This window comes from Cerasicoccus maritimus, assembly GCA_031296935.1.
GTDB classification, from domain to species: Bacteria; Verrucomicrobiota; Verrucomicrobiia; order Opitutales; family Cerasicoccaceae; genus Cerasicoccus; species Cerasicoccus maritimus.
In genome coordinates this window covers 81,039-103,912 of sequence record JAVDPD010000012.1, presented here as the reverse complement: position 1 = coordinate 103,912, position 22,874 = coordinate 81,039, and the positions used below count along the sequence as shown (strand labels likewise).

Here is a 22,874-nt window from a genome sequence, read left to right as displayed (position 1 = left end):
CGTGCCAATATCCGACATTTTGGGTGGTTTTTGATCTTTTTGAGGTCGGGAAACGCTACAAGTGGCGTTTTTGCTTTGTGTGTTTGGCGGATATTAACCGTATCTCTCTATCTGGAATTGGGGTTGCTGAGTGTCTAAGCGTCCTTGGCTGATTTATCAATGTGTGCTTGGCGATCTGCGGGCAAGGGGGCCTGTTTGGGGGGATTGTCTATGTATTCCTGTTTTTGCCAGACGCGGACATAATCAATGTCGTAAGTCTGATGAATGTTGCCCATGTCGATGTCTTCAGTGGCCCAGCCACCGAGTTGGAGGCTTATTTTCATGTAAGCGGGCACTGAGCCGACACGCTCATTGCTCCATTCAGCTTTTTTGACGCCATCGATGAACCAGGTGAGTTTCCCGGGTTCCCATAGCATACCGAAGTTATGCCAACCATCTGGCGTCGGCCCGAAGAATGCCTTGTTGGTGCCCCAGCTTTTGTGATCGTCCCGATAGCCATCCCAATGGACCGCAACGTTATTTCGTCCGGGGCCCCATTCACATAGATGTTCCATGATGTCGAACTCCATGCCACCCCATTGGGTGCTATTGCGAATCCAGATGGATCGCTGATCGGACGGCCCATCCACAAAACGGTCTGGCATCAACCAAAACGCTGGCCAGAAGCCGCGCGTTGTCGGTAATTTTACGCGTGCTTCGAAGTAGCCGTATTGCTGTGCCCATTTGCCAAATGATTCGATTTGCCCAGAGGTGTATTGGCGTCCATCGACAGCCTTCTTCTCAGCCCGTAGTTTGAGCACACCACTTTCAACGTAGCTATTCTCCTCTTGGTAGATGAAAAATCTACTGAAGTGGTCATCGCACTTGGTCCATTTCGTCTCGTCTAGGGAATCGCCGTCGAAGGTGTCTTCGAAGGTCATGACCCAATCGCCATCGACGGGCGGGCGCTGGCCAACCCATTCCGCAGGCGTAACCGGTGTAGTGATGTCTTTGGGCGAACTGTAGCCATCGTTTGAGGCTTGCTCCGGGATGTTTTGTGGGGACCCGAATGCTTTTAGATCTTTGATGATTACTTTCACCGGAGACTTCGGCTTCATCGTGAAGAGCTGAATATTGCTGATTCTAGTAGAGTCCAGTGGATAACCTGGATTATTACCATCCATGCCGAATACGACTTGTAGCGTTTTGGTTTCACCAGGTTTGAGTCGCGTGTAACTAGAATTCCAAGGTTTCTTTTTCCAGTCACCTTTGTTGTCGACTCGCATGCCTACGCCAATTTTTTCCTCGCTTGGGTTGGTGACTTGTACTGCCACGCCGGCGTAGTCTGAGAGGTTCCAGCCGCCTTCAGGGATGGGGAAATGGAGGGCCGGGTATTGGGTGTTATTCTTGAAATCAATCTCCAGCGAATATTCGTCGCCACCTTGAATCAAGTGAACGTCAGTATGATGCTTTTTATATCCACTGAAGTCAGTGGCGTGGTCAAGGTTGATCAAGTCGCCCTGGATGCGTGGACGGTTCATATTGGTCTGGCCAATCGTTCCGGCTTCAGTTTGCGCCGATTCGGCATTCTCGGAGACGAAGCCTTTCAAATCAGATACTTGGATTACGACGGGCGACTTCGGCTTCATGGTGAATAGCTGGATTTTGGTGATCCTAGATGGATCGATCGGGTATCCGGGCTCGTTTCTTTCCATGCCAAAGGTGACCTGTAGCGTCTTGGTCTCGCCAGGCTTTAGCCGAGTATAGTTTGTACTCCAGGGCTTATCTTTCCACGGACCTTGGTTGTCTACTCGCATGCCGACACCAATCGTTTCCTGGCCAGGATTGGTGATTTCGATTTCCACCCCAGTGTAGCCCGACAGGTCCCAACCGCTATCGAGGACTGGAAAATGAAACGCGGGATAGGCGATTGTGGAGTCGAATTCGATTTGCAGGGTCTCTGCTCCATTCGATTCCTTAAGGGCAGCTTTTGCATGCGTCGTTTTCAATGTGCTGATGTCGGTGACGGCGTCGATGTCGAATAGGACGTCTTCCTCGCTCGCGGTATTTGCGTTGGCGATGCTCGTGAGGGACAGGGCTGCTAGGATTGCGACCATGCACGAAGCCATCAGTTTGGGGGTGCTTTCTCTGTATATGTCTTTGGGTGATTTCATTTTGTATAAAAGAATCAAGTGGACGTTTGATGTTAAATAGGTCGGCAGAAAGCTACTGGCAAAAGATGAAGTTCGTCATGGACTCGTGTATGATCTGGAGCGGCGCCACTTAGCGAGGTGTATCGTTGCCCGAAATTAAGTTGGGCGACGTGTCGCTGGTTTCCCGATACTGCTTGCGGTACTGCCCGGGTGTCATGCCGGTCAGTTCGCGAAAGACTTTGCTATAGCGAATTCTGTCGGAGAATCCTGAACGGTCAGCAACGTCATCGATGATGATGTTGGTTGTTCGGAGTAAATTGCGTGAGAACTCGATCCGCGCATGCCGGATATAATCTTTTAAGCTGACCTCGTAATGTTGCTTGAAGCGGCGGCTGAGGAAGTCTGGGTGGCACCTGAGCTTGTTGGCTAGAGTCTTGATGTTAAACTGTTCGGAGATATTTCTTTCAATGTAGTTGACTGCCTCTTTTACGATGTATGGCAGCTCATCCTCACTGTCAGTGGCAAACATCTTGATGCTTTCCCCATTTGATTCTGCGATGCCCTTATAGGTGAACGCGGAGTCTTTGATCGTTCGCTTTTGCGTATTGTAGTCGATGTGGACGAGTCCAAAACGTTGTCGATAGCCCTCCTGCCATTCGAAATTATCGCAATAGGACCAGTGGAAATAGCCACGAACATCGATGCCTTCACTGATCGCTTTCCTCAATGAAAGCAGATGCTTGATCAGGAAGTTAATGCGATTGCTATCATGGACCGCACCATCGAAGTGAACCTGATCGATGTCGGTGAATCCATTCTCGGTGATGACTACGGGGAGCGAGTAGAGTTCTGAAATATACTTCGGACCCCAGTAGATGCAGTCGGGGACTTGGGGCCATCCATACAGGCTTAAGTTGGTGTTCTGGCCGGATTCAACTTTTTCCGGACCGCCCATTGCTGAGGCTTTAACCAGGACGCCGTGTGAAATGTTACAGCCGTAAAAGTCGATGGGTTGGCTGATGATGTCGAAGTCGCTCGCGGTTGCTTTGGGCACCGCATCCCCGAAAGTTCTCAATCCATTTTCCGGGTAGCAGCCAAACACAACGGGGTCCCCCCACCAGCGATTATTCCACACTCCATCAGGGAAAACTCCGTTGAATGCTTGGCGGGCGGCTGCCAAATCTTCGACGGACTGGGTCGCCGGGCAGTAAACCGAGCAGGCTGGTGCCCAGCCGATGATGGGCTTTTTACTTTTCGAGTATTCCCGAATCACAGAGACTGCGCGACCATGTGCGAGTAGCGTGTGATGTGCGGCAAGTAACACTTCGGGCATCCCGAGCTGTAAACCCGGAGCATGGGTTCCGGATTTATGGCCAAGTTGAATGAAGCATTGTGGTTCGTTAATTGTGATCCAGTGCTTCACGCGGTCGGAGAAGCGGTCGACTAGTATTTTGGTGTAGTTGGCAAACCAGTCAGCCGACTTGCGATTTAGCCAGCCACCTCTCAAAAATAGATCGTAGGGGAGATCCCAATGGAAGATGGTCACCCACGGCTCGATATCATTGTCGAGCAGCTCGTTGATGAGGTTGTCGTAGAAGGCGATGCCTTTTTCGTTAACCTTGCCTGTGCCATTCGGCATGATGCGAGGCCAGGAGATTGAAAACCGGTAGGCCTTGATGCCTATTTGTCGCATCAAGGCAATGTCTTCTTTGTAACGGTGGTAGTGATCGCAGGCAATTTTGCCATCACTGTTTTTCCAGGTTCTATCCTTCTGTTGGGTAAACATATCCCAGACGGAAGGGCCTTTACCGTCTTCGTTCCAGGCTCCTTCTATTTGATAGGCCGCGGTGCTGGCTCCCCAAATGAATCCGTCGGGAAACCGGTCTGTTTTTTTGCTCATGGTGATGTCATCGAACATGGTTTAGAGTTTGCCTGTTCATGACTGTGTAGCAACGCATCTTATGATGCATTGCGTGAGGTGATTGACCGGATGGAGCAGAGTGTCGGTGGTTGCCCTTGAGTGAGGGGCAACGGCGACACATCGATTGGTTTTATTGCCCAAGGCTCGTGCTAAAACCAAGTGTAGCCTGAGGTGCGCCAACTCTTTCGTTGGTATGGTCTGATGTTGGAGGAGTGTGCGCATACTCAGGCCTTTGTCATGCTATGGATTTGTCGGAGTCCCGCTCCAGGCGCGAACCCAATCAATTTCAATATACTGACCGTCAACGTGGGAGCCCAGCGCATCCAGATTTCCGTCCCAACCGCCGAGTTGGAGGGTCAAGATCAAGTAGGCCGGGATATTCATGATGCGTGAGGCGTCGTAGGTCTCTTCATTCACTCCATTGCCCCACGTGAAGGTTTTTACGCCATCGACGTAGAATTCAATCAGAGCTTCATCCCAGTAAACGCCATAGACGTGGAAGTCGCTTTCAGCGGAGGTAAAATCGAAGTGGCCGCTGCTGAGAGATTTGTGATCTGCGGCATAGCCGTCCCAATGCAAGGCGTGTGAGGCAGTGTCTGGCCCCCATACGCCGAGGTGCTCCATGATGTCGATTTCCATACCTTGTCCGTCGTCGATGGTCTTAGTGGACGATGCGTTCGCGTATCCCTCGCAAACGGTCATCACCGTGTTTGTGCCGTAGTTCGTGTCGGGGGACAGTTGGTGTGCCTGGGTGTCTGCTACCGGGTAATAGGTGACACCGTCGACGATCAGGCGCGGGCGAATCGCAGGGTCAGTCGCTTCACGAGTGTGGAGGCCGACTTCCTTGGTTGTCATGAATTGGTCGGATAGAACGAAACTGACAACTTGATCGCCCTCAGTCTGCTCTAATATGTAGTCAAATACATCGACGACCATGTCTTGGCCAACAACGGCTTCGTTGGCGATGCGATTAATCCAGATGGGCTTAGGGGAGGGTTTGTTGTTCCAGGTTAGGGTTGTTTCATCCCATGAATCGTCGTCCAATTTCATGAAACACACGCTGTGCTTTGTCGTGTCTTCCAAGCTGGCAACATTTACTCTGAGTTCTGCAGTAGAAATAGTGGCGGGGTCGATCCCGGTGAGGTCGAATTTTAGGAATGACTCGAAATACTTGGCAGCACGCCCGTAATTTCCGCGGTCTGGCATCATCCAAAAGGCAGGCCAGAATCCGCCCAGCACCGGATAGCGCATGCGTGCTTCAAAGTAGCCATATTGCTGACGGTATTTGCGGAACGTGCTAATCTGCGCGCTGGTATAACTCAGGTTTCCGTTCCCATCATCGATGACGGTGGCACCCAAGCGCAGTTTGCCGTCTGCCAGCGTGACATTGTTGGGGCCCATGCCGGCGATTCCAACAATGTCTGGAAACATTGTCCCAAGTCGCCATTTGTCTCCATCTAACTCGGTCCCTTCGAAGTCGTCCTCGAATTCAAGCTGCCAATTTCCAGGCATGGGTGGGGCGATCGCGGGTGAAACTTGCGTCCATCCGCTGCCTGTGTCAGTTAGCAACAATCCTTTGCCGGTCAGATCAACGATTCTGCCATTGTCGATGAGAGTTTGGACTTGGCTGGTTGTCGCCTGCATTTCCAAGACTGCGTTGGCGTTGTTGATGAAGGCGATCCCGGTTGAATAATCAGGGAAGACTTTCGTATCCTCGATGGAGACAGTTGCTTCATTGATGTAGATGCCCCAAGTGTCGCCATTGGAGTTATTGCCCAGTATGCGCTGGGCAAATTCGAAGCGCCCACCGCCGTCCACGGTTAAGTCGTTTCCGATCTGTGTTAGCTTATCCGCAATGGAGATGCAGTTTCCCTCGGGTGCCACCCAATAAGATGCTCCGCCGAGGCGAACTTCTAAATCAAAAGTGTTCGTGCCTGAGCCAGCACTGAATACGTCCATCAAGTTTAGGTATTTATCCGTGCTCGCAATGGTCCAGCCTGTGTCTTGAAAATCGATGGCGAAGACGGTTTGCGAGTCGGGGAGGGTTACGGTTCCCGCTGTTCCAGTGTTGCCGCTATAGAAAACCGCAAAGTCGTCGGCGTCGGGAACCTCCCCTCGGTCCCAGTTAAGGACGTTATTGAAATCTCCACTGCCGCCTGAGGCGGTCCACTCGACGGCGAATTGCGTTTGCGGCATGACCGAGGTAAAGCCGGTAGCAGGATCGTTAGTTAGGACTAAGCCTTCGCCGTAGGCATCTACGATTTTGCCCGATGTGATCCAGTTCTCGACTTCTGCCATAGTGGCTTGCAGGACAAGGCATGAATTGACTTCTTCCAAATAGACAGTGCCAGATGCATAGTCAGGGTATACGCGATCATCAAGAACGATGACTTCGGCGCTCTTAATGTGCAACTCACGGGGATTGCCTGAGGTTGGGGTGCCGGCAATGCGAGACGAGAGAGTCACCGTGCCACCGCCCCGGATGGTTAGTGAATCATTGAATTGAAGCAACTTGGACTCGAAGCTTAGTGAATTGCTGACGACCCAAGTCTTGTCGTTCTGCACTTTTACATCTAGCAGAAACGTATTTGCGGCGGTGCCTGCACTGTCTAAGTCCGACAGTGATATACTGTTGGTTCCGGAGAATTGCCAGCCTCCGCTCTGAAGGTCTATCGCGTAAGCTTGGCGATGGGCTGGAATCACGATTGACTGACTGGCGGGTGTTCCGGCAAAAACGGCGGTGTCGCTAGTCAAATTGTTGGCCGGGGCAACGCTTCCAGACCAGTTTAGGTGGTTGCTGTAGTCGTGGTCGCCCGCGGTGCCGCTCCATTGGATGTTGGAGGCAAATGTTGCAATTGGTAGGGCTAGGCAAAGTAGAATTGGGATGGGTGTATGTTTCATGGGGTTGTGTTGTTCGATTCGGGACTGACCAGTGAATGCGGGGTGTGTGCGGGGAGGACTGGCGCAGTCGTAGTAGGAATGTTAACACTTTAAGCGAAAAAGAGTAAGTCGTTTTGCGACTCTATGTGTATTGATTTCCGACTATTTGGATTGTCGCGATTGTTTCTTAATCAAGTGGATTTAGACGCTGTTTTCGTCTGAATGACGCTTGTGCTCTAGGGCTGCAGGGGCTTTGTTGGCTCACCCTTGGCTCTGTGGAGCGGTCGTGGTTGGTCGGATTTCTCTGTGGATGCGATCGCTTCGATTTTTAGCAGCGTAAAATGACACGAATGAAGTCGGTTTCGCGTTCATGGTATTGTGGAAAGTCGTATAGAATAGAGTTTTCTGAACCCAAACCCTTTCCTTTTAGAAGCGAGTTGATGGACACCCGAAATAACAACGATACCTTTCCAAATGAATTTTTGTGGGGCGCAGCTGCGGCCTCATACCAAATCGAAGGCGCATGGAATGCCGATGGCAAAGGCCTCTCGGTATGGGATGTCTTTTCGCAAAACGACAAGAATTGCTGGTTGGGACACAATGGCAATGATGCCTGCGACCATTATAATCGTTACAAGGGTGACGTTGAATTAATGCGCGAGATCGGTCTCGGGGCATACCGTATGTCGATCTCCTGGCCGCGGGTTATACCCGATGGGACCGGCACCATCAACAAGGCGGGGCTCGGTTTTTATGATCGGTTGGTCGATACTTTATTGGCAGCGAATATCGAGCCTTGGGTGACTTTGTATCACTGGGATATGCCTTATGCGCTGGACCTTAAAGGCGGTTGGCTTTCTGCGCAGAGCCCGGAGTGGTTTGCGGAATACACGCAAGTCATTGTGGATGCGCTATCGGACCGCGTCAGCCACTGGATTACCTTAAATGAGCCACAGTGTTTCCTGGGTTTAGGCTATGGTAACGGCAGTCATGCTCCGGGGATGAAACTTGAAATGGGCAAAGTGCTCCAAGCCGGGCATAATGCCTTATTGGCGCACGGCAGGGCTACGCAGGTTATTCGCGCCAGGGCTAAAATACCGGCTAAGGTCGGTTGGGCACCAGTCGGCGTTTGCTATTTCCCTGCGACCGATTCTGAGGCAGACCGCCAGGCGGCATATGCCGCCATGAGTGGCGTGTACGCTGATTCGAATTTTAATAATCGCTGGTGGGGTGATCCTGTTGTTCATGGCCAATATCCGGAGGAGGGGTTGCGGGCATATGGCAAGTCTTGCCCAAGGGTCGAACCTGGTGATTTTGACATTATTCAGCAGCCGATCGACTTCTACGGTTGCAACATCTATCATGGCATGGCGATCAAGGCTGGAGAGGATGGCCGTCCGAAGCCAGTTGCCCCGCATCATGGCTTCCCGCACACGCATATGCTCTGGAAAGTCTCTCCTGACGCGATGTACTGGGGGACGAAATTTCTGTATGAGCAATATCAGCTTCCGGTTTATATTACCGAGAACGGAATTTCCTGCCACGATTGGATGTCATTGGATGGGCAGGTGCATGACCCGCAGCGCATCGATTACATGCAGCGATACCTCAAGTCACTTAAGCGTTCGATTGACGACGGTGTGGATGTTCGTGGTTATTTCCATTGGTCTATCATGGATAATTTTGAATGGGCTGAGGGATACAAACAACGCTTTGGCCTGATATATGTCGACTACGAGACGCAGGAGCGCACCTTGAAAGATTCTGCCCTTTATTACCGTGAGATAATTGCGAGCAACAGTGTTTGCTCACCCTCATCCATCGGCAATATGGATTACATTACCGCATGACCGCATACATTTAGAAGAACTGCCCCAACTAACTACCCCTAGTATGTTCAACGCAAACAGTCGTAAACAACGCGCGATACCGAAAGGCTTTGCGCTGATTGTGAGCTTAATGCTCATGACGTTTATGTTTATCTTATTCACCTCACTGGTGTGTATGACACGGATTGAGGTGCATACTTCGTCCGCCGCTAAAATTAAAACACAGGCCGAGAATAATGCGCTGCTTGGACTGCAGGTTGCTTTGGGAGAATTGCAAAAGTTTGCGGGTCCGGATCAACGTGTGACGGCTCGTGCTGATTTGGAGTATGGGGATGCGAATGCTAATGCGTATTGGGTGGGCGTTTATGGTAGTTCTATTGCGCCTGTCTATGAGGCGACGCCTGAGGTAATTGTTAGCCAATTGACGGCTACCGAGCTGGTGAACGATCGGGGATCTTCCGCTCGATTACTCAACTGGCTGGTGAGTGGAAATGAGGCGGCGTTTTTCAACCCGCAAACTGACATTGGTGACGATGGTGAAGTTGTTAATGCGCCTGCAAGTGATGAGTTTAATTTCTTGCCTGATGCCATCGTTACCATGCCTGCTGATGTGACCGCTAATTCGCATGATATCGAAATCGAAGATACTCAAGGGAAGGTGCATGCTGCTCGACTTATGGTGGGCCCAGGAAGCGTTGGCAATGTAGCTCCCCAAGCCTATGTAGTCGCCCCACTGGTCGATCTTGAAAACAATAATTCTGCAACAACTGGGCGCTATGCCTGGTGGGTTGGGGATGAAGGCGTCAAAGCGCGGGCGAATCTCGAAATGGCGACTACTACGGAGGACCGCAAGAACGCCTTCAGCAATGCTAGTAGAAACGCGATTGAGCTTATGGACCGAGCGGAGGCAATTGACTTTGATGACATCGAGTTGAGTCAGGGGAAATTGGAGGCCGCGAGGATAGGCGACGGATATGACCCCAATGGAGAACTCGAACGCGTCGTTGGTTTGGAAGATCTCGCCTTAATGTCTCCAGACCAGAATGCGTTTCAAAGCGTTATTCAATATCGCTACCATGATCTGACGCCATTTTCACTGTCTGTTTTATCGGACACCTATGCTGGCGGACTCAAGCGGGACCTGTCCACATTGCTGGATGTGAGTTTCACTGCCAATAGCGATGACCCAACATATGATGGTAACCGCCTGTGGACACCTCATTCAGGGGATACAACTGGCTATGCTATTCCAACATGGAAGCACTTGAAATCATTTGCGCAAACACATGTCGATCCAGACTCAAATTCCGTTGCTGTTCGTTTACCAGCGCATGATAAGGTAGGCACTCAGGACGATGTTGGCGTTGCACCCGTTTTGACCTATGTGTCGCTTGGCTTTCGTGCGGCACCCGGAGGCAATCCTGCACCGGGAGTAGACATCAATTTAAATTTTTATCCACTGGTGATTCTATGGAATCCATACGATTTTACGCTAGAGGCTCCAGAAACATCCAGCGGGGAGGGTAACTTCGAAGTCGGTATTTACCCGACGTGGAATGTCGCTGTTAGCTTGGAGGTTTTTGATCCGGGCGATATAACCAAATACAACGAAGATGGGAGTGAGGCTTCGACTGAATCCTATGAATGGCGTTCGAAGGCGTCTTTTGATTTTCAGAAAGATTCAGATGGCAGCACGAATACTTTCGAATTCATGCGCTTTCGATTGAATTGTCCTGATATTCCACCTGGGCAAAGCCTGATCTTTTCATTGCCTGCTTCCAGCAGTGGAGATCTTTACTCAGATTCAAATTTACCGGTATTGGAGAATATTGAACCAGAGCCCGCATCCTACGTGTCGGTTCCTTTGTCGACGTTCGAAGAGGGGGAGGAGAGTCTTCCATTCCGTTTAACTTCCTTTAACTATTGGGGAAACTGGGCGCAAACTTGGCAGGCAAAAGGAAAGAGCCTGACTGATGGGAAAAATGGGCAAATGTTCGTTTACTTAGGGGAGCCGTCAACTGATCGAGTTCCCATGAGCAATAACCTCAACAATGACTCGCATTTGTATGATCCAACTTCATCGGACTTGAACTGGTATCAGACTCATCAAGGTGTTGGCTGGGATGGGAATGTAGTCAACCGCATGGCTCTGTCTAAAGTGCTCGTTGAGGATACCGATGATGACGGTGATCGCCGAATTCTCGACGAAAGCATTCTCTATGATGAATTCGCTTCGGACGAGGGCGGCGTGTCTGTCATGCAAGGTCCTGAACTACTTTATTATGACCCGCCTTCAGATGCCCTGCCTCCTGCCTATACCTTTGTAACTCAGGCTTTATTTTCGGGCTCCGGTTCCAATGCTCAGTATAATAAGGGGCAATTTATGTTCCCTACGCGTTGGGTTGCGCAGGGAAATATGCGGGCAGTGCGCACCGGTAGAACCAGTCGTGACAAAGACTTCAATGTATTGTTCACGGCCACCACGGGTTCCGAAGGAGTGACAACGCCTTGGCAAAAATTTCAAACGGACGAGGGGGAGAACTCTAATCGAGCATCAGCAGGGAGTGGTCATGATTGGGAAAATGGCTCCCCGGTGGACGCGACCTTATTTGAATTTCCATTTGGAGATGAGCCATTGCAATCGATTGGGCAACTGCAGCATGCCAATCTTTCACTCGTGGGCTCATACCCAGCGTATCCTGTAGGGAATAGTTTGGCTGACTTCCGGTTGAATGACCAGGACTCAAGCACACCTGTTGGCTATCAGCTTGCGCGGGTGGATGGCGCGTCGTCGGGTGGTCTTCAAGCGGACATGGTTGGGTATTATGATATTTCTTATCTATTGAATCGCACGCTTTGGGACCAGTATTTCTTTTCTTCTGTGTCGGCAACTGGAACAATCCCTGATGAGTTGCCCAACAAGCGGCATCGTAAATATAGTGATGTTGATCTGCGTGATCCTGATGTTGCCGCCGCAGGCTTGATGCTGGAAGGGGGCTTTAATGTAAATTCAACGTCGGAGCAGGCGTGGCGGGCGGTGCTCGGAGGTCTATACCAATTGCAGTATGATCCGGAAAACCCAGGCCAGCCGAGCATGAATCAGTTGGGCTCTGCCTTTCCACGCTTCCGAAGGCCTACTTCGGATGACGATCCGAATGATCCGTGGCAAGGCTACCGTACCCTAACCGAAGAGCAAATTGCTCAATTGGCGCATAACATTGTCATTGAGATTAAAAATCGTGGTCCGTTCACCTCGCTTTCAGATTTTGTAAACCGCCGCTTGGTTGACAATCCGGATACAGGGGACGCCAATGCCAACAATGAATCATATGAGCATGAGGATTTCAGGGGGACCCTACAGGCTGCCTTGGATCGCACGAATGTAAATTTTCCTGCCAACGATCCTTCGTTGTCATTCTGGGCGGCTGATGAGTTGACCGATGATCTCAAGGCCAATCAAATTTCGACGCACTATGAGAAAGAGAAGATCTGGGGAGCGGATGAGCCTGCCCGGCCTTACAGTAACCGCTCTGCCTTTGCGCCCAAATATGTAACTCAGGGGGATATTCTTTCAGCAATTGGCGCCAATCTCACCGCTCGTTCGGACACCTTCACCATCCGGGCCTGCGGAGAAGCGTTGGACCCATTGACTTCCGAAGTGGTTTCTACTGCGTGGTGTGAGGCAATCGTTCAGCGTCTGCCGGAGTATGTTAATGAAAGTGACTCTCCCGAGGATCCCGCAACTGATGAGACGAACCGCAATTTTGGCCGCAAATTTAAAATCATTTCATTTCGATGGTTAACTGCAGACGAAGTATAGTATCGCATTGGATTCTGGCTCTGCTTTTGCTGGCCTGCATCTCCCGCATTCATGGGCAGGGGGAACAACCGGTCAAATTCCGCTTGGTGTCGATGCACGACATCCCGCAATTCTACTACGATTACGAAGGTGAGCCCCAGAAGCTGTTCGTGAGTGCAGGATCATTTTCCCAACTGTATGAAGCACCTCTTGACCGAAGAATTCGCTTCTATGTCGAGACGACTCCTACGGATAGTTCGGCTCCGGTAAAGGTGCCCGTTGCTCAAATGAATCTACCCTCAGGGGATGGACCTTTTCTAGTCGTTTTACGAACTGAATTCAGAAACGGAGAACCCTATTACCGGAATGCGATCATTGATGCCTCAATCGATTCGCATCCCGTTGGCGCATTTCGTATATTCAATTTTTCAAAGCGCGATATGGCAGTCCAGTTGTCGGGTGAAAATCTACTGCTAAAGTCAGGGGAATCAAAGGTCGTGAGTTATCCTGAGGAGCGAAAGGCGTGGCTCAAAGTCGCAGTTGCCGATGATGACGAAGGGTGGATCAAAGTGGTCAGCTCACCGCGCTCAGTCAGTTCCCGAACCCGGACAACTTTTTTCCTTACCGATATACCTCCTTCCGAAGGAGACCCCAATCCGAAGGGAGTCAGCATCCGGGAGTTCCGGGAGAGAACAGTGGAGACCGAGAGCGGTATTCTAATTCAATAAGTCAGATGCAGAAAAATTCGAAACCCAAGATATTGCTTATTACCAGTGAGCAACAGCACGAGGCTGATTACAAACTTACGATCTATCGAAATTTGGATGAAGGTGAGCTCTTCGACCTGAAGACAGCTATCGGAGATTACATAAATCGCTTTAATGATCCAGAATACGCCAACATCAAGGCAACATTCCTGCATCGCTTTATACAAGCGGAGATGGCTAAGGAAGTCTCACCAATGGCGCGGATTTCGGCAGCGTAAACTCTCAGCCATTAATCTTACAAGACGATGCATTGGATCGATTGGATTATTGCGGTTGGGCCCGTGTTGGTGGTCCTGTGGTTGGCTGTTTATAGTCGCCGGTATGTTCGTGGAGTGGTCGACTTTTTGGCTGCCGGTCGAGTTGCAGGTCGCTATGTATTGTCAGCGGGAGACCTCACTTCAGGGCTCAGTGTCATTACACTGGTGGCGTTGGTTGAAGCCAAATATCAAGTCGGGTACGCGCTAACTTTTTGGGAGTATTTAACGGTCCCGGTATGGGTTATTATGGGACTTACAGGCTATTGTGTTTATCGTTTTCGAGAGACGCGTTCGCTATCAATTGGTCAGTTCCTCGAAATGCGCTATAATCGCCCGTTACGCATTGTTGCTGCGGGCCTGCGAACATTTTCGGAGATGGTGACCAATTCGATTGGTCCAGCGGTAGCAGCCAACTTTTTCATCTACTTTCTCGGACTCCCTCATAAATTCATGCTCTTCGGTATTAATATGCCGACCTTTGGGCTGATCGTTGCGCTATCGCTGTGTCTATGCATGTTAGTGATCTGGCCAGGAGGGCGTATCTCATTGCTCGTTTCTGATGCAATTCAAGGGTTACTGAGTTATCCGATTTTTGTCATCGTCGCTGGGTATATTTTTCTGAACTTCGGTTGGCATGATACGATTGGCCCTGTGATGATGGATCGTGTGCAGGGCGAGAGCTTCATTAACCCTTTCGATATCGAGAAGCTTCGCGATTTTAACATCTTTGCGCTCTTGGTGACGATCATGGGAAACGTATTAAATCGCGCTAGTTGGATCGGAAATGATACGACCAATTGTGGTCGCACACCGCATGAACAAAAAATGGCGGGGATGCTGGGAACTTGGCGTTCGCTTTATGCCCAACTCATGCTGCTGCTCATTGCAGTTATGATGATTGCATTGATGACGCACCAGAAATTCGCAGAGCAGACCCACGAAATTCGTCAGGAGCTAACCACGAAAGTTTCATTGGAGTCGGTGGCTGATGCTACGCTAAGGGATCAACTCAATGCCAATTTATCTCAACTGCCGGTCCAGAATCATCAGATCGGCGAAGATGATCCGCTTTCCCGACATCAGAACATTGACACGCCTTATATTGAAACTGCACGCGCAACTTTAACTGGAACGCCAGAGGGCAATTTAGAGTTTCAAAAGTTCCGAACACTCTATCATCAGATGATGTTACCCGTTGCACTGAGGAATATTCTTCCGGTTGGGCTCATGGGATTATTTTGCCTACTGATGTTCATGCTACTGATTTCCACCGATGATTCGCGGGTTTTTAATGCCTCATCGACCATTGTTCAGGACATCATCCTTCCTTTCCGCAAGAAGCCGTTTACACCGAAGCAGCATTTGCTCGCCATACGTCTGATCTCTGTTGCGGTCTGTTTATTCTTCTTTGTTGTTTCGATATTCTTTGTTCAGCTTGACTATATTATGATGTTCACGGTCATCATGACCGGATTATGGCTAGGTGGGGCCGGGCCGATCATGATCTTTGGCCTCTACAGCCGGTTTGGTAATTCCGTTGGCGCATTTGGTTCGCTAATCTTTGGATCCGGTTTTTCGCTGGTTGGGCTTTTGCTGCAGAGGAATTGGGCCGAGACGGTTTATCCGTGGCTTGATGCGCATGGTTGGGTGACGCCTATTGGCCAATTCCTCAAGAATGTTTCCAGTCCGCTAAATCCATACGTCGTATGGGAAATGAATGCGGTCAAATTTCCAATTAATTCCTATGAACTTTATTTTATGGCTATGGTTAGTGGGATCCTCGCCTACGTAATCGGATCTGCATTGACTCAGCGTAAACCATTCAACCTGGATCGACTGTTGCACCGTGGCGTCTATGATGTCGCACACGAATATAAAGAGCCTTTCAAGTGGAGTCTGCGCAATGCCTTCAATAAGCTAATCGGTATCACCCCTGAATATACTCTTGGAGATAGAATCATTGCGTGGTCAGTCTTTGGCTATGCGCTTATCTACAAGTTCGGACTGTGCTTTTGTGGTGTGCTGATTTGGAACCTCATCTCGCCTTGGCCGACCGAGTGGTGGAGTAACTATTTCCTCGTCACGAGTTTATGGGTAACTGCAATTCTTGGCATCATTTCTACGGTCTGGTTCCTAATCGGTGGCATCATTGATATCCGCAAACTCTTCATCGATCTTGCTGCACGCGTCGATGACCCACTGGACAACGGAATGGTGGATGGACATGTCTCCCTCGCCGATAAAGCAGCTTTCGAGGCCAAGGAGGTCAAGATTGAGCGAGACGATGTAAACGCTGGAGGAAAAGCGTGACCCCTTGGCGTTATCGGATCGTTTGACGGTGTGCAGTTGTATTTTTCGGTGACGCCTTATTTGGGGAACCCAATTAATGAGTTTTCCGGCGTATCCCCGGTCGGCCCAAATGGCTATGATCACTCGAATATCGTGCACGCATCACAAGGCTGTGTCAGAATTGTAAATCATTGTGCAGTCATTTCTTGCGTGTACGACTTTTAGACGCCCTCTTTGGGCGTCGCGGCTTGCTTTTAAGAGCGTTACCCTGCCTCGACAAGTTGGAGTGGCATTTGCGCACTGCGCAAATCCGGATGCGAGGCATTCGCCGGTCCAGCCGGAGGCTGGGGTTAGTCGGTGCTGCGGATGCGATGATCCATCATGCGGCAGGGCTCGTCTTCGTCGGCGACGCCGATGACGCGCGCGGGGACGCCGACTGCGGTGCTGTGCGCAGGGATGTCGTTGAGGACAACGGAGCCGGCACCGATTTTGGCGCATTGGCCGATCTCGATGTTGCCGAGGAGTTTGGCGCCCGCGCCGATGAGCACGCCGTGGCGAATCTTCGGGTGGCGGTCGCCGCGTTCCTTGCCGGTGCCACCGAGGGTGACCTCGTGCAGGATCGACACATCGTCTTCGATGACAGCGGTTTCGCCCGCCACAAAGCTGGTGGCGTGGTCGAGGAGGATGCCGGAGCCGATACGCGCGGCCGGGTGGATATCCACCGCGAACACTTCACTGATCAGGCTTTGCAAATAAAAGGCGAGGTCCTCGCGGTTGTGCGAGAGCAGGTGGTGCGCGATGCGGTAGCAGGTCAATGCCTGGAAGCCCTTGAAATAGAGCACCGGGTAGAGTGGGTTGGGGCAGGCTGGGTCGCGCTCGTTGACGGCCACGATGTCGTTAACGATGCGCTTGATCAGCGTGGGGTCTTGGTCGAAGGCCTCGGTGAAGATACCCTTCAAGTAGCCTTCGGGCGTGGCGTGGTAGGCGAGCTTGCGCGAGAGGCGCACGCTGAGCGCCTCCTGTAGGGAGTGCCGCAGCAGGATGACTTCGTTCATCAGGCCCGACAGCGCAGGCTCACGCCGCGCGACGATTTCAGCCTCTTGCCATAATTCCTGCCAAAGTTCCTCTGCTTGCATGGGGAGAACTTGGTGCGAACACGAAATCGGCGCAAGTAATTTGACGATTTTCATGTTCTGGTAACGATATTATTTCGAACAAACTCGAACAGTAACGGTCCCAATGGGCTCACAACTCACTTGAAGCTATGACATTTATCCGCAACACAATCCTCGCCGCATCCGTTTTCACTCTGGCGCTGACTGCCTCCGCGAAGGTGGACGTCGGCCAGACCGCGCCCGATTTCACCCTGCCCGCCGCCAATGGCAAAGAAGTCAGCCTGGCTGATTACAAGGGCAAGTGGGTCGTCCTGGAGTGGACGAACTACGGCTGCCCATTCGTGAAAAAGTTCTACGACGGCTCGACGAAAATGACCGAGCTCCAAAAGGAGTGGACGGGCAAGGACGTCGTTTGGCTGTCGGTCTGCTCTTCCGCGCCTGGCAAGCAAGGCCACATGGACCCCGCCAAGGCGCAGGCCACGAATTCTGAAAAGGGCTGGTCTGGCTCGGCCTACCTCGTGGACGACACGGGCAAGGTCGGCAAGGAATACGGCGCCACCAACACGCCGCAGATGTATGTGATCAACCCCGAGGGCAAGATCGTCTACATGGGCGCGATCGACAGCAAGCCATCGGCGAATCCGAAAGATGCCGCGTCGGCCGACAACTACGTGGACCTGGCCCTGACGGCAGCCATGGAGGGCAAAGAAATTACCACGCCTAAAAGCAAACCTTATGGTTGCAGCGTCAAATACTAGGTGATAGCTTAGATTTTCCAATTTCCAGTTAGTTGGGATGGGAGCATCCCAGTTAACCAGGGGGTAGATGAGAGGTCCCCGCTCGGTGTTAGGCCGGGCGGGGAAATTTTTTTGCTATTTCTATGTGCATTCGGAAGATGGCTCCAGATGAGTAATCCGCGTTGATCCGCAGTTAAATTTCGCAGTATTCGCATGCCCAGTTGGATGATTGAACTTTTTGCCGAAGAGACGCTCACGCAGCTCTTCTGGATCATAACGCTCGCGGGCGCGCCGTTTTGGGGGCTGATGATCTTCCTGCCGGGCAAACCCTACACGCGGCACTTGTGCACGCCGTACCTCGCGCCGCCGATCTTTGCGCTGGGGCTGATTTACTTGTATTACCAGCTGTGGTCCGTGGGCTTGCCCGATGCACCAACAGGGCTCGACTACAGCGACCAAGCCGCCGTCGCCACGCATCCGCTGGTGCTGTTGATTCTTTGGTCGCATGCGCAAATACTGAACCTCTTCCTCGGCGAATCGATTTACATCGATGCGCGCAAGCGCAAGTGGAGCATTCCGGTGGAGCTGGTGCTGTGTTGGCTGCTTGGGCCAATTGGGCTGCTGGTGTATGCGCTGCGATTAATGCTAGCCAAGGCGGGCGGAAAGTAGGTATTGTTACAGCATGAGTGATCGCCATGCTGAAGAAAGTGGGTCCGTCGTAGCCCCTGCGGTTTTCTTTTCGCTGTGCCTGCTGTTATTGCTGGGGCTACTCTTTGTCGTGCCAGTTTTTGCCGAGATGTTTGCGGACTTCGGCGCTAAGCTGCCGAAGCTGACTCAGATCGTCTTCGACGTGGCGCACTTGCTGAAATACAATCTGCTGGTTACCGCAGGTATATTCGCTGCTTTAATTGCGGGCTTTGTGGTGGCGACTTCGTCTAAATCTGAGCGTGAGAGCAGTGGCGTGTTCTGGGCGCTATCCGTGCTGGTGCTGATCATTGGAGCGCTGTGTGTTGGCGTGTTGTTCCTGCCAATCTTTCATTTGAGTAGCGTCGTTGCCCCTTGACGAGCGGGCATCGCTCCTCGCTTGCGCTTTGGTACGGAATGCTTAGCGTCTAGCTCATGCCGCCACAGGTTTCTGTGTTATTGCCGGTGAGGAATGCCGAGGAAACGCTCGAGCTCGCCGTGCGATCGATCATGGCCCAGTCGCTTTTCGCCTGGGAAATGATTCTGGTGGATGACCACTCGACTGACTCCACGGGCGACATCGCACGCAAGCTCGCCACCGCCGATCCGCGTATCCAGTGCAAAATGAATCCAGGGCGCGGTATTGTGGACGCGCTTAACTTTGCAATACAAAGTTCGCAGGGACGTTACTTGATTCGCATGGATGCCGATGATATCGCCACCTTCCACCGGCTCGAAACGCAGATTCGTTTCTTGGAGGAAAACCCGGACATCGGCGTGGTCGGCAGTTGTGTAACGTTCCTCGGCGACCGCGACGCTAACGCCGGCTATGCGAATTACGTGGACTGGATTAACACGCTCGTCACCCCCTCAGACATTCATGTCTATCGCTTTGTCGAGTCGCCTTTCGCGCACCCGAGCGTGGCGTTTCGGCGCTCGATCGTCGAGCAGCATGGCGGCTATAAAAACGGCGACTTCCCCGAGGACTACGAGTTGTGGCTGCGTTGGGCCGCTGCCGGGGTCCGCATGGGAAAATGCCCAGAGTCGCTCCTGCATTGGCGCGACTTGCCGACGCGCCTCTCGCGCAACGATCCGCGCTACGACGTGGATGTGTTTTACCAGCTCAAGGCCTACTACCTGAATCAGTGGCTGAGGGATAACTTTGCCCGCAAGCAACTCTACGTGTGGGGAGCTGGCCGGACGACGCGTAAGCGGCTTCAGCACTTGCGCCGCCTCGGTGTTAAGATCGCGAGCTACATCGACATCGACGAAAATAAAATCGGCCAGGAGATCGAAGGAATCCCCGTTATTTCCCCCGATGGACTCCCCGAGCCAGGCCCCGTTGCGGTGCTGATCTATGTCGGCGCCCGCGGCGCGCGTCAGCTCATTGAAGCCGACTTACAAAAGCGCGGCTACCGCCTCGGCGTGGATTATATTCCGGCGGCGTAGTTACCTACTTTTCATTACAAAGTTCGCAGGCCCGTTAACGCTACAGCTGCGCAAAAAGAAAACGCCTACCGAGAGATTTCCTCGATAGGCGCTGTGTTGAAGATGCTTAAGTTGTTGCGCCTTACAGGCGGCCTTCGATCAACTGCAAGGGAAGGGCTGACGGTTGTTCCGGGCAGGACTCGATCGTCACTGCTGCGCCAGCTTCCGAAGCCTTCTGGAAGGAGTGCATGACTTCCAATGCGTGGTAGGCGAGCTCACCGCTGGCGCGGTGCTTGTGCTTGCCGTCGCTGAGGATTGCGTAGGCCAGGTCGGCCGCGCCAATGCTGCGGGAGTTCATGCGGTAGGGGTGGCTGAAGGGCGTTTCCTGCCATTCCTTGGTTGCCGCTGTCCACAGGGAGATCGGGCCATCGAAGGTATTCGGGTCCGGCACCTTGAGTGAGCCTTCGGTGCCGTAGATTTCAATCGGGCTATGGCCATGCTTATGCACGTCGAAGGAGATGGTCATGTTGATGACCGCGCCGCTATGGAACTCGAGCACGCCGCTGTAATGGGTCGGAATCTCGACAGGCAGCAGCTTGCCGAACTGTTCCTTGCAGGTTGCGATGCGTTCTTCGAAAGCCTTGGTGGTCACTGCGCTGACACGCTTGACCGGACCCAGCAGGCTGACGAGGGCGGTGATGTAATACGGGCCCATATCGAACATCGGACCGGCGCCGACTTCATAGAAGAAGGTCGGGTTCGGGTGCCAGCTTTCCGGGCCGCGGCTCATGAGGAACGCGGTGCCGCTCTTGATGTCGCCCAGCCAACCATCGTCGATGAGCTTACGGCAGGTTTGGATGCCGCCGCCGAGGAAGGTGTCTGGCGCGCAACCTACGAGCAGGCCCTTGGCCTTCGCGGTTTCGAGCACTTTTTTGGCGTCTTCGAGGGTGACCGCCAATGGCTTTTCGCTGTGCACGTGCTTGCCTGCGTTGAGCGCCGCAAGGCTGACCTCCGCGTGGACGGCGGGGATCGTCAAATTAATGACGAGTTGCACATCCGGGTTGGCGAGCAGCTCGTCCACGGTTTGCGCGAGGCACTCGTTTTCTTCCGCCTTAGCTTTGGCGACGTCCATGTTGACGTCTGCGCAGGAAACCACTTCGAGCACTTCGAAGAGCTTCGCGCCGTTAAAGTAGGCTTGCGAGATGTTGCCGCAGCCGATGATGCCGATTCCAATTTTGTCTGCCATGGGGTTCCTTTACTTCGTGCCTTGGGCGATGTTCTTGCTGGTGAGGTAGTCGTAGCTGGTCTTGATGGCGCCCATCATGTCACCTTCGAAGCTGTCGAGCTCGACCGCGATGATTTCGGTCTGGCCGGTTTCTTGAACAGCCTTGTAAGCGGCGAGGAGGTCCACTTGGCCCGTGCCAGCGGCGCGGAAGGGGATCGAGCTGCTGAGCATGATCTTACCGCTTTCGGTTTCGGCTTCCTGGAACTTGGCCTGATCGTTGACGATGCCATCCTTGAAGTGGAGGGCCTTGCCGCGCACGCCGATTTCCTTGATGAAGGCGGCGGGGTCGAGCCCTGCGCGGGCGACCCAGAAGATGTCGGCTTCATAGACGACGGTGTCCGGCGTATTTGCGAGGAAATACTTGTAGCCGCGCTGGCCTTCCACTTCGGCGAGGTCCCAGTCGTGGTTGTGGTAGCCGATCTGAATGCCGTAGGGTGCAACGTTGGCGGCGGCTTCGGCGTAGAGCTCGGTCATGGCCTTCACGCCGTCCATGGACTCGTAGTGTTCCTTGAATTTCGGGGGGCAGCCGGTGATGAGATACTGGTGACCCATGAGCTGAGCTTGCTCAATGATCGCGTTCTTATCGTCGCCGATGGGCAGGCCGATGTGCGCGGAGGGCGCCTTGAGGCCGAGCTCGGCGAAGAGCTTGGCAGCTGCTTCGGGCGAGGAGCCGGGATAGCCAGCGGGTTCGACGCAGCCAAAGCCCATGTCGGCAATGGCGCGGATGGTGCCTTCGTAATCGGCCTTGGCCTGATCGCGAACGCTGAAAAGTTGCACGGATATTTGTGGAGTCATAGTAAGGGTCCTAGTTCGGGGTTTGATAAATTCTTTTGTAAATTTATATAAATAGCACTATAACATAGCTGCTTTATTCAGTATATTGACTAATTCTATGAATCGTTGGCGAAATCTTCCAGATCTAAAAAGTATCGGCTTATACCTTAGTGGAAAAGGCGGGGCGATTAAATCCGTGCAAATTCCTAAGCGGTATTACCGGTTTGAAATCATATTGGAGGGTTCGGTTTACGGTTTTGAAGAAGAACCAGTCTTGCATACAGAAGGCGCGGTCTTTTGCCATCAAGAGGGTGAGTATACAGTATCGGAGTCGCCCCGGGATAGCTATTACAATTGCCTGAATGTGGAGATCGTTCGCTTGCGGGGAGAAGCAATGTCGCCCTGGCCGCGGGTGTTTCAATGGGGCGACCGGAAGGCAATGCATCAGTTTGCCGAACAAATGCTGCACGCCTTTCACTTTGAGGCCTTGGACCGTGGTGTCATCGGTAATCTTTTTTTGAGCCGTTTGCGTTTCGAGTTGGAGCATTTTCATGCTCAAGCCAATACCCAGAACTTGCATCCGCAGTTGAGGCTCGCGACGGACTTCATCAACTCAAATTACGCGTTGCCTATCGGCTTGGAAGACATCGCGGCAAGCGCCGACCTCAGCGTATCGCATCTGCATGCGCTGTTCCGTGAGCATCTTGACGAGAGCCCGCATCAATACCTGATTCAAAAGCGCATGCGCGCGGCCGGGCATGCACTGGCTTCCACGAACACGCCGATCAAAGCTGTGGCAGCCGAATGTGGTTACGCCAATACCGAGAACTTCTGCCGCGCTTTTCGTAAGTTTTACGACCGCTCGGCTTCTGATTATCGAGAGGCGTATACGCGCTCAAAGAACGCAACTGATTTTGATCTGGTGTGATGTCTTTGCCTGCGCATCCGGCGAATGCCTCGCTTGGGGCAGCGAGCAT

General features: G+C 52.3%; 16 protein-coding genes. 10 read left to right on the top strand and 6 right to left on the bottom strand.

What is annotated here, in order from left to right; all coding sequences use genetic code 11:
- Positions 1-134 precede the first annotated feature (134 nt).
- The 3 genes from RBB62_RS09455 to RBB62_RS09445 form a co-directional block, all read right to left on the bottom strand.
- Positions 135-2,153: a family 16 glycosylhydrolase gene (locus RBB62_RS09455; RefSeq protein ID WP_309398521.1), complete on the bottom strand. Its 2,019-nt coding sequence runs from the start codon at positions 2,151-2,153 to the stop codon at positions 135-137.
- A 109-nt stretch (positions 2,154-2,262) separates the two neighbouring features.
- Positions 2,263-4,032 carry a GH1 family beta-glucosidase gene (locus tag RBB62_RS09450; protein ID WP_309398520.1) on the bottom strand — a complete coding sequence of 590 codons (1,770 nt, stop codon included), beginning with the start codon at positions 4,030-4,032 and terminating at the stop codon, positions 2,263-2,265.
- Between the two features lie 261 nt (positions 4,033-4,293).
- The gene (locus tag RBB62_RS09445; RefSeq protein WP_309398519.1) at positions 4,294-6,954 is read right to left on the bottom strand and encodes a CBM96 family carbohydrate-binding protein; all 2,661 of its coding nucleotides are present in this window, start codon (positions 6,952-6,954) and stop codon (positions 4,294-4,296) included.
- Between the two features lie 419 nt (positions 6,955-7,373).
- On the opposite strand from RBB62_RS09445, the gene RBB62_RS09440 reads away from it, so the two are divergent.
- The 5 genes from RBB62_RS09440 (at position 7,374) to RBB62_RS09420 (ending at position 15,895) form a co-directional block, all read left to right on the top strand.
- Positions 7,374-8,783 (top strand): GH1 family beta-glucosidase, encoded by a 1,410-nt coding sequence (locus RBB62_RS09440; protein ID WP_309398518.1) that lies wholly within the window; start codon positions 7,374-7,376, stop codon positions 8,781-8,783.
- A 43-nt stretch (positions 8,784-8,826) separates the two neighbouring features.
- On the top strand, positions 8,827-12,582 hold the full coding sequence (locus RBB62_RS09435) for a hypothetical protein (RefSeq protein ID WP_309398517.1): 3,756 nt from the start codon (positions 8,827-8,829) through the stop codon (positions 12,580-12,582).
- A 92-nt stretch (positions 12,583-12,674) separates the two neighbouring features.
- A complete protein-coding gene (locus tag RBB62_RS09430; RefSeq protein WP_309398516.1) occupies positions 12,675-13,289 on the top strand; it encodes a hypothetical protein in 615 nt (204 codons plus the stop codon).
- Positions 13,290-13,294: 5 nt separating this feature from the next.
- Positions 13,295-13,546, top strand: coding sequence for a hypothetical protein (locus RBB62_RS09425; protein ID WP_309398515.1), 252 nt, complete (start codon positions 13,295-13,297; stop codon positions 13,544-13,546).
- A gap of 27 nt (positions 13,547-13,573) precedes the next feature.
- Positions 13,574-15,895: a sodium:solute symporter family transporter gene (locus tag RBB62_RS09420; protein ID WP_309398514.1), complete on the top strand. Its 2,322-nt coding sequence runs from the start codon at positions 13,574-13,576 to the stop codon at positions 15,893-15,895.
- A 329-nt stretch (positions 15,896-16,224) separates the two neighbouring features.
- Here RBB62_RS09420 and cysE read toward each other — a convergent pair whose 3' ends face one another.
- Complete coding sequence (gene cysE / locus RBB62_RS09415) at positions 16,225-17,064, bottom strand: serine O-acetyltransferase (RefSeq protein ID WP_309398513.1); 840 nt, start codon at positions 17,062-17,064, stop codon at positions 16,225-16,227.
- Positions 17,065-17,138: 74 nt separating this feature from the next.
- On the opposite strand from cysE, the gene RBB62_RS09410 reads away from it, so the two are divergent.
- The 4 genes from RBB62_RS09410 to RBB62_RS09395 all read left to right on the top strand — a co-directional run bounded on the left by RBB62_RS09410 (position 17,139) and on the right by RBB62_RS09395 (position 19,859).
- On the top strand, positions 17,139-17,747 hold the full coding sequence (locus RBB62_RS09410) for a thioredoxin family protein (RefSeq protein WP_309398512.1): 609 nt from the start codon (positions 17,139-17,141) through the stop codon (positions 17,745-17,747).
- A 204-nt stretch (positions 17,748-17,951) separates the two neighbouring features.
- Positions 17,952-18,395 carry an ABA4-like family protein gene (locus tag RBB62_RS09405; protein ID WP_309398511.1) on the top strand — a complete coding sequence of 148 codons (444 nt, stop codon included), beginning with the start codon at positions 17,952-17,954 and terminating at the stop codon, positions 18,393-18,395.
- Positions 18,396-18,408: 13 nt separating this feature from the next.
- Positions 18,409-18,789 (top strand): hypothetical protein, encoded by a 381-nt coding sequence (locus tag RBB62_RS09400; protein WP_309398510.1) that lies wholly within the window; start codon positions 18,409-18,411, stop codon positions 18,787-18,789.
- A 56-nt stretch (positions 18,790-18,845) separates the two neighbouring features.
- The gene (locus tag RBB62_RS09395) at positions 18,846-19,859 is read left to right on the top strand and encodes a glycosyltransferase (RefSeq protein WP_309398509.1); all 1,014 of its coding nucleotides are present in this window, start codon (positions 18,846-18,848) and stop codon (positions 19,857-19,859) included.
- Between the two features lie 121 nt (positions 19,860-19,980).
- Here RBB62_RS09395 and RBB62_RS09390 read toward each other — a convergent pair whose 3' ends face one another.
- Entirely contained in the window at positions 19,981-21,084 is a 1,104-nt protein-coding gene (locus RBB62_RS09390) for a Gfo/Idh/MocA family protein (RefSeq protein ID WP_309398508.1), read from the bottom strand.
- 9 nt (positions 21,085-21,093) lie between these two features.
- Entirely contained in the window at positions 21,094-21,918 is an 825-nt protein-coding gene (locus RBB62_RS09385; RefSeq protein WP_309398506.1) for a sugar phosphate isomerase/epimerase family protein, read from the bottom strand.
- A gap of 175 nt (positions 21,919-22,093) precedes the next feature.
- Between RBB62_RS09385 and RBB62_RS09380 the strand changes: the two genes are divergently transcribed.
- Entirely contained in the window at positions 22,094-22,825 is a 732-nt protein-coding gene (locus tag RBB62_RS09380) for an AraC family transcriptional regulator (RefSeq protein WP_309398505.1), read from the top strand.
- Positions 22,826-22,874 lie beyond the last annotated feature (49 nt).

What these genes read in the sequence shown, in the direction of transcription:
- RBB62_RS09425 (WP_309398515.1), top strand. Translation starts at nt 13,295, where the DNA reads ATGCAGAAAAATTCGAAACCCAAGATATTGCTTATTACCAGTGAGCAA.
- cysE (WP_309398513.1), bottom strand. Translation starts at nt 17,064, where the DNA reads ATGAAAATCGTCAAATTACTTGCGCCGATTTCGTGTTCGCACCAAGTT.
- RBB62_RS09420 (WP_309398514.1), top strand. Translation starts at nt 13,574, where the DNA reads ATGCATTGGATCGATTGGATTATTGCGGTTGGGCCCGTGTTGGTGGTC.
- RBB62_RS09405 (WP_309398511.1), top strand. Translation starts at nt 17,952, where the DNA reads ATGATTGAACTTTTTGCCGAAGAGACGCTCACGCAGCTCTTCTGGATC.
- RBB62_RS09385 (WP_309398506.1), bottom strand. Translation starts at nt 21,918, where the DNA reads ATGACTCCACAAATATCCGTGCAACTTTTCAGCGTTCGCGATCAGGCC.
- RBB62_RS09395 (WP_309398509.1), top strand. Translation starts at nt 18,846, where the DNA reads ATGCCGCCACAGGTTTCTGTGTTATTGCCGGTGAGGAATGCCGAGGAA.
- RBB62_RS09390 (WP_309398508.1), bottom strand. Translation starts at nt 21,084, where the DNA reads ATGGCAGACAAAATTGGAATCGGCATCATCGGCTGCGGCAACATCTCG.
- RBB62_RS09455 (WP_309398521.1), bottom strand. Translation starts at nt 2,153, where the DNA reads ATGAAATCACCCAAAGACATATACAGAGAAAGCACCCCCAAACTGATG.
- RBB62_RS09440 (WP_309398518.1), top strand. Translation starts at nt 7,374, where the DNA reads ATGGACACCCGAAATAACAACGATACCTTTCCAAATGAATTTTTGTGG.
- RBB62_RS09450 (WP_309398520.1), bottom strand. Translation starts at nt 4,032, where the DNA reads ATGAGCAAAAAAACAGACCGGTTTCCCGACGGATTCATTTGGGGAGCC.
- RBB62_RS09445 (WP_309398519.1), bottom strand. Translation starts at nt 6,954, where the DNA reads ATGAAACATACACCCATCCCAATTCTACTTTGCCTAGCCCTACCAATT.
- RBB62_RS09435 (WP_309398517.1), top strand. Translation starts at nt 8,827, where the DNA reads ATGTTCAACGCAAACAGTCGTAAACAACGCGCGATACCGAAAGGCTTT.
- RBB62_RS09410 (WP_309398512.1), top strand. Translation starts at nt 17,139, where the DNA reads ATGACATTTATCCGCAACACAATCCTCGCCGCATCCGTTTTCACTCTG.
- RBB62_RS09430 (WP_309398516.1), top strand. Translation starts at nt 12,675, where the DNA reads ATGCACGACATCCCGCAATTCTACTACGATTACGAAGGTGAGCCCCAG.
- RBB62_RS09400 (WP_309398510.1), top strand. Translation starts at nt 18,409, where the DNA reads ATGAGTGATCGCCATGCTGAAGAAAGTGGGTCCGTCGTAGCCCCTGCG.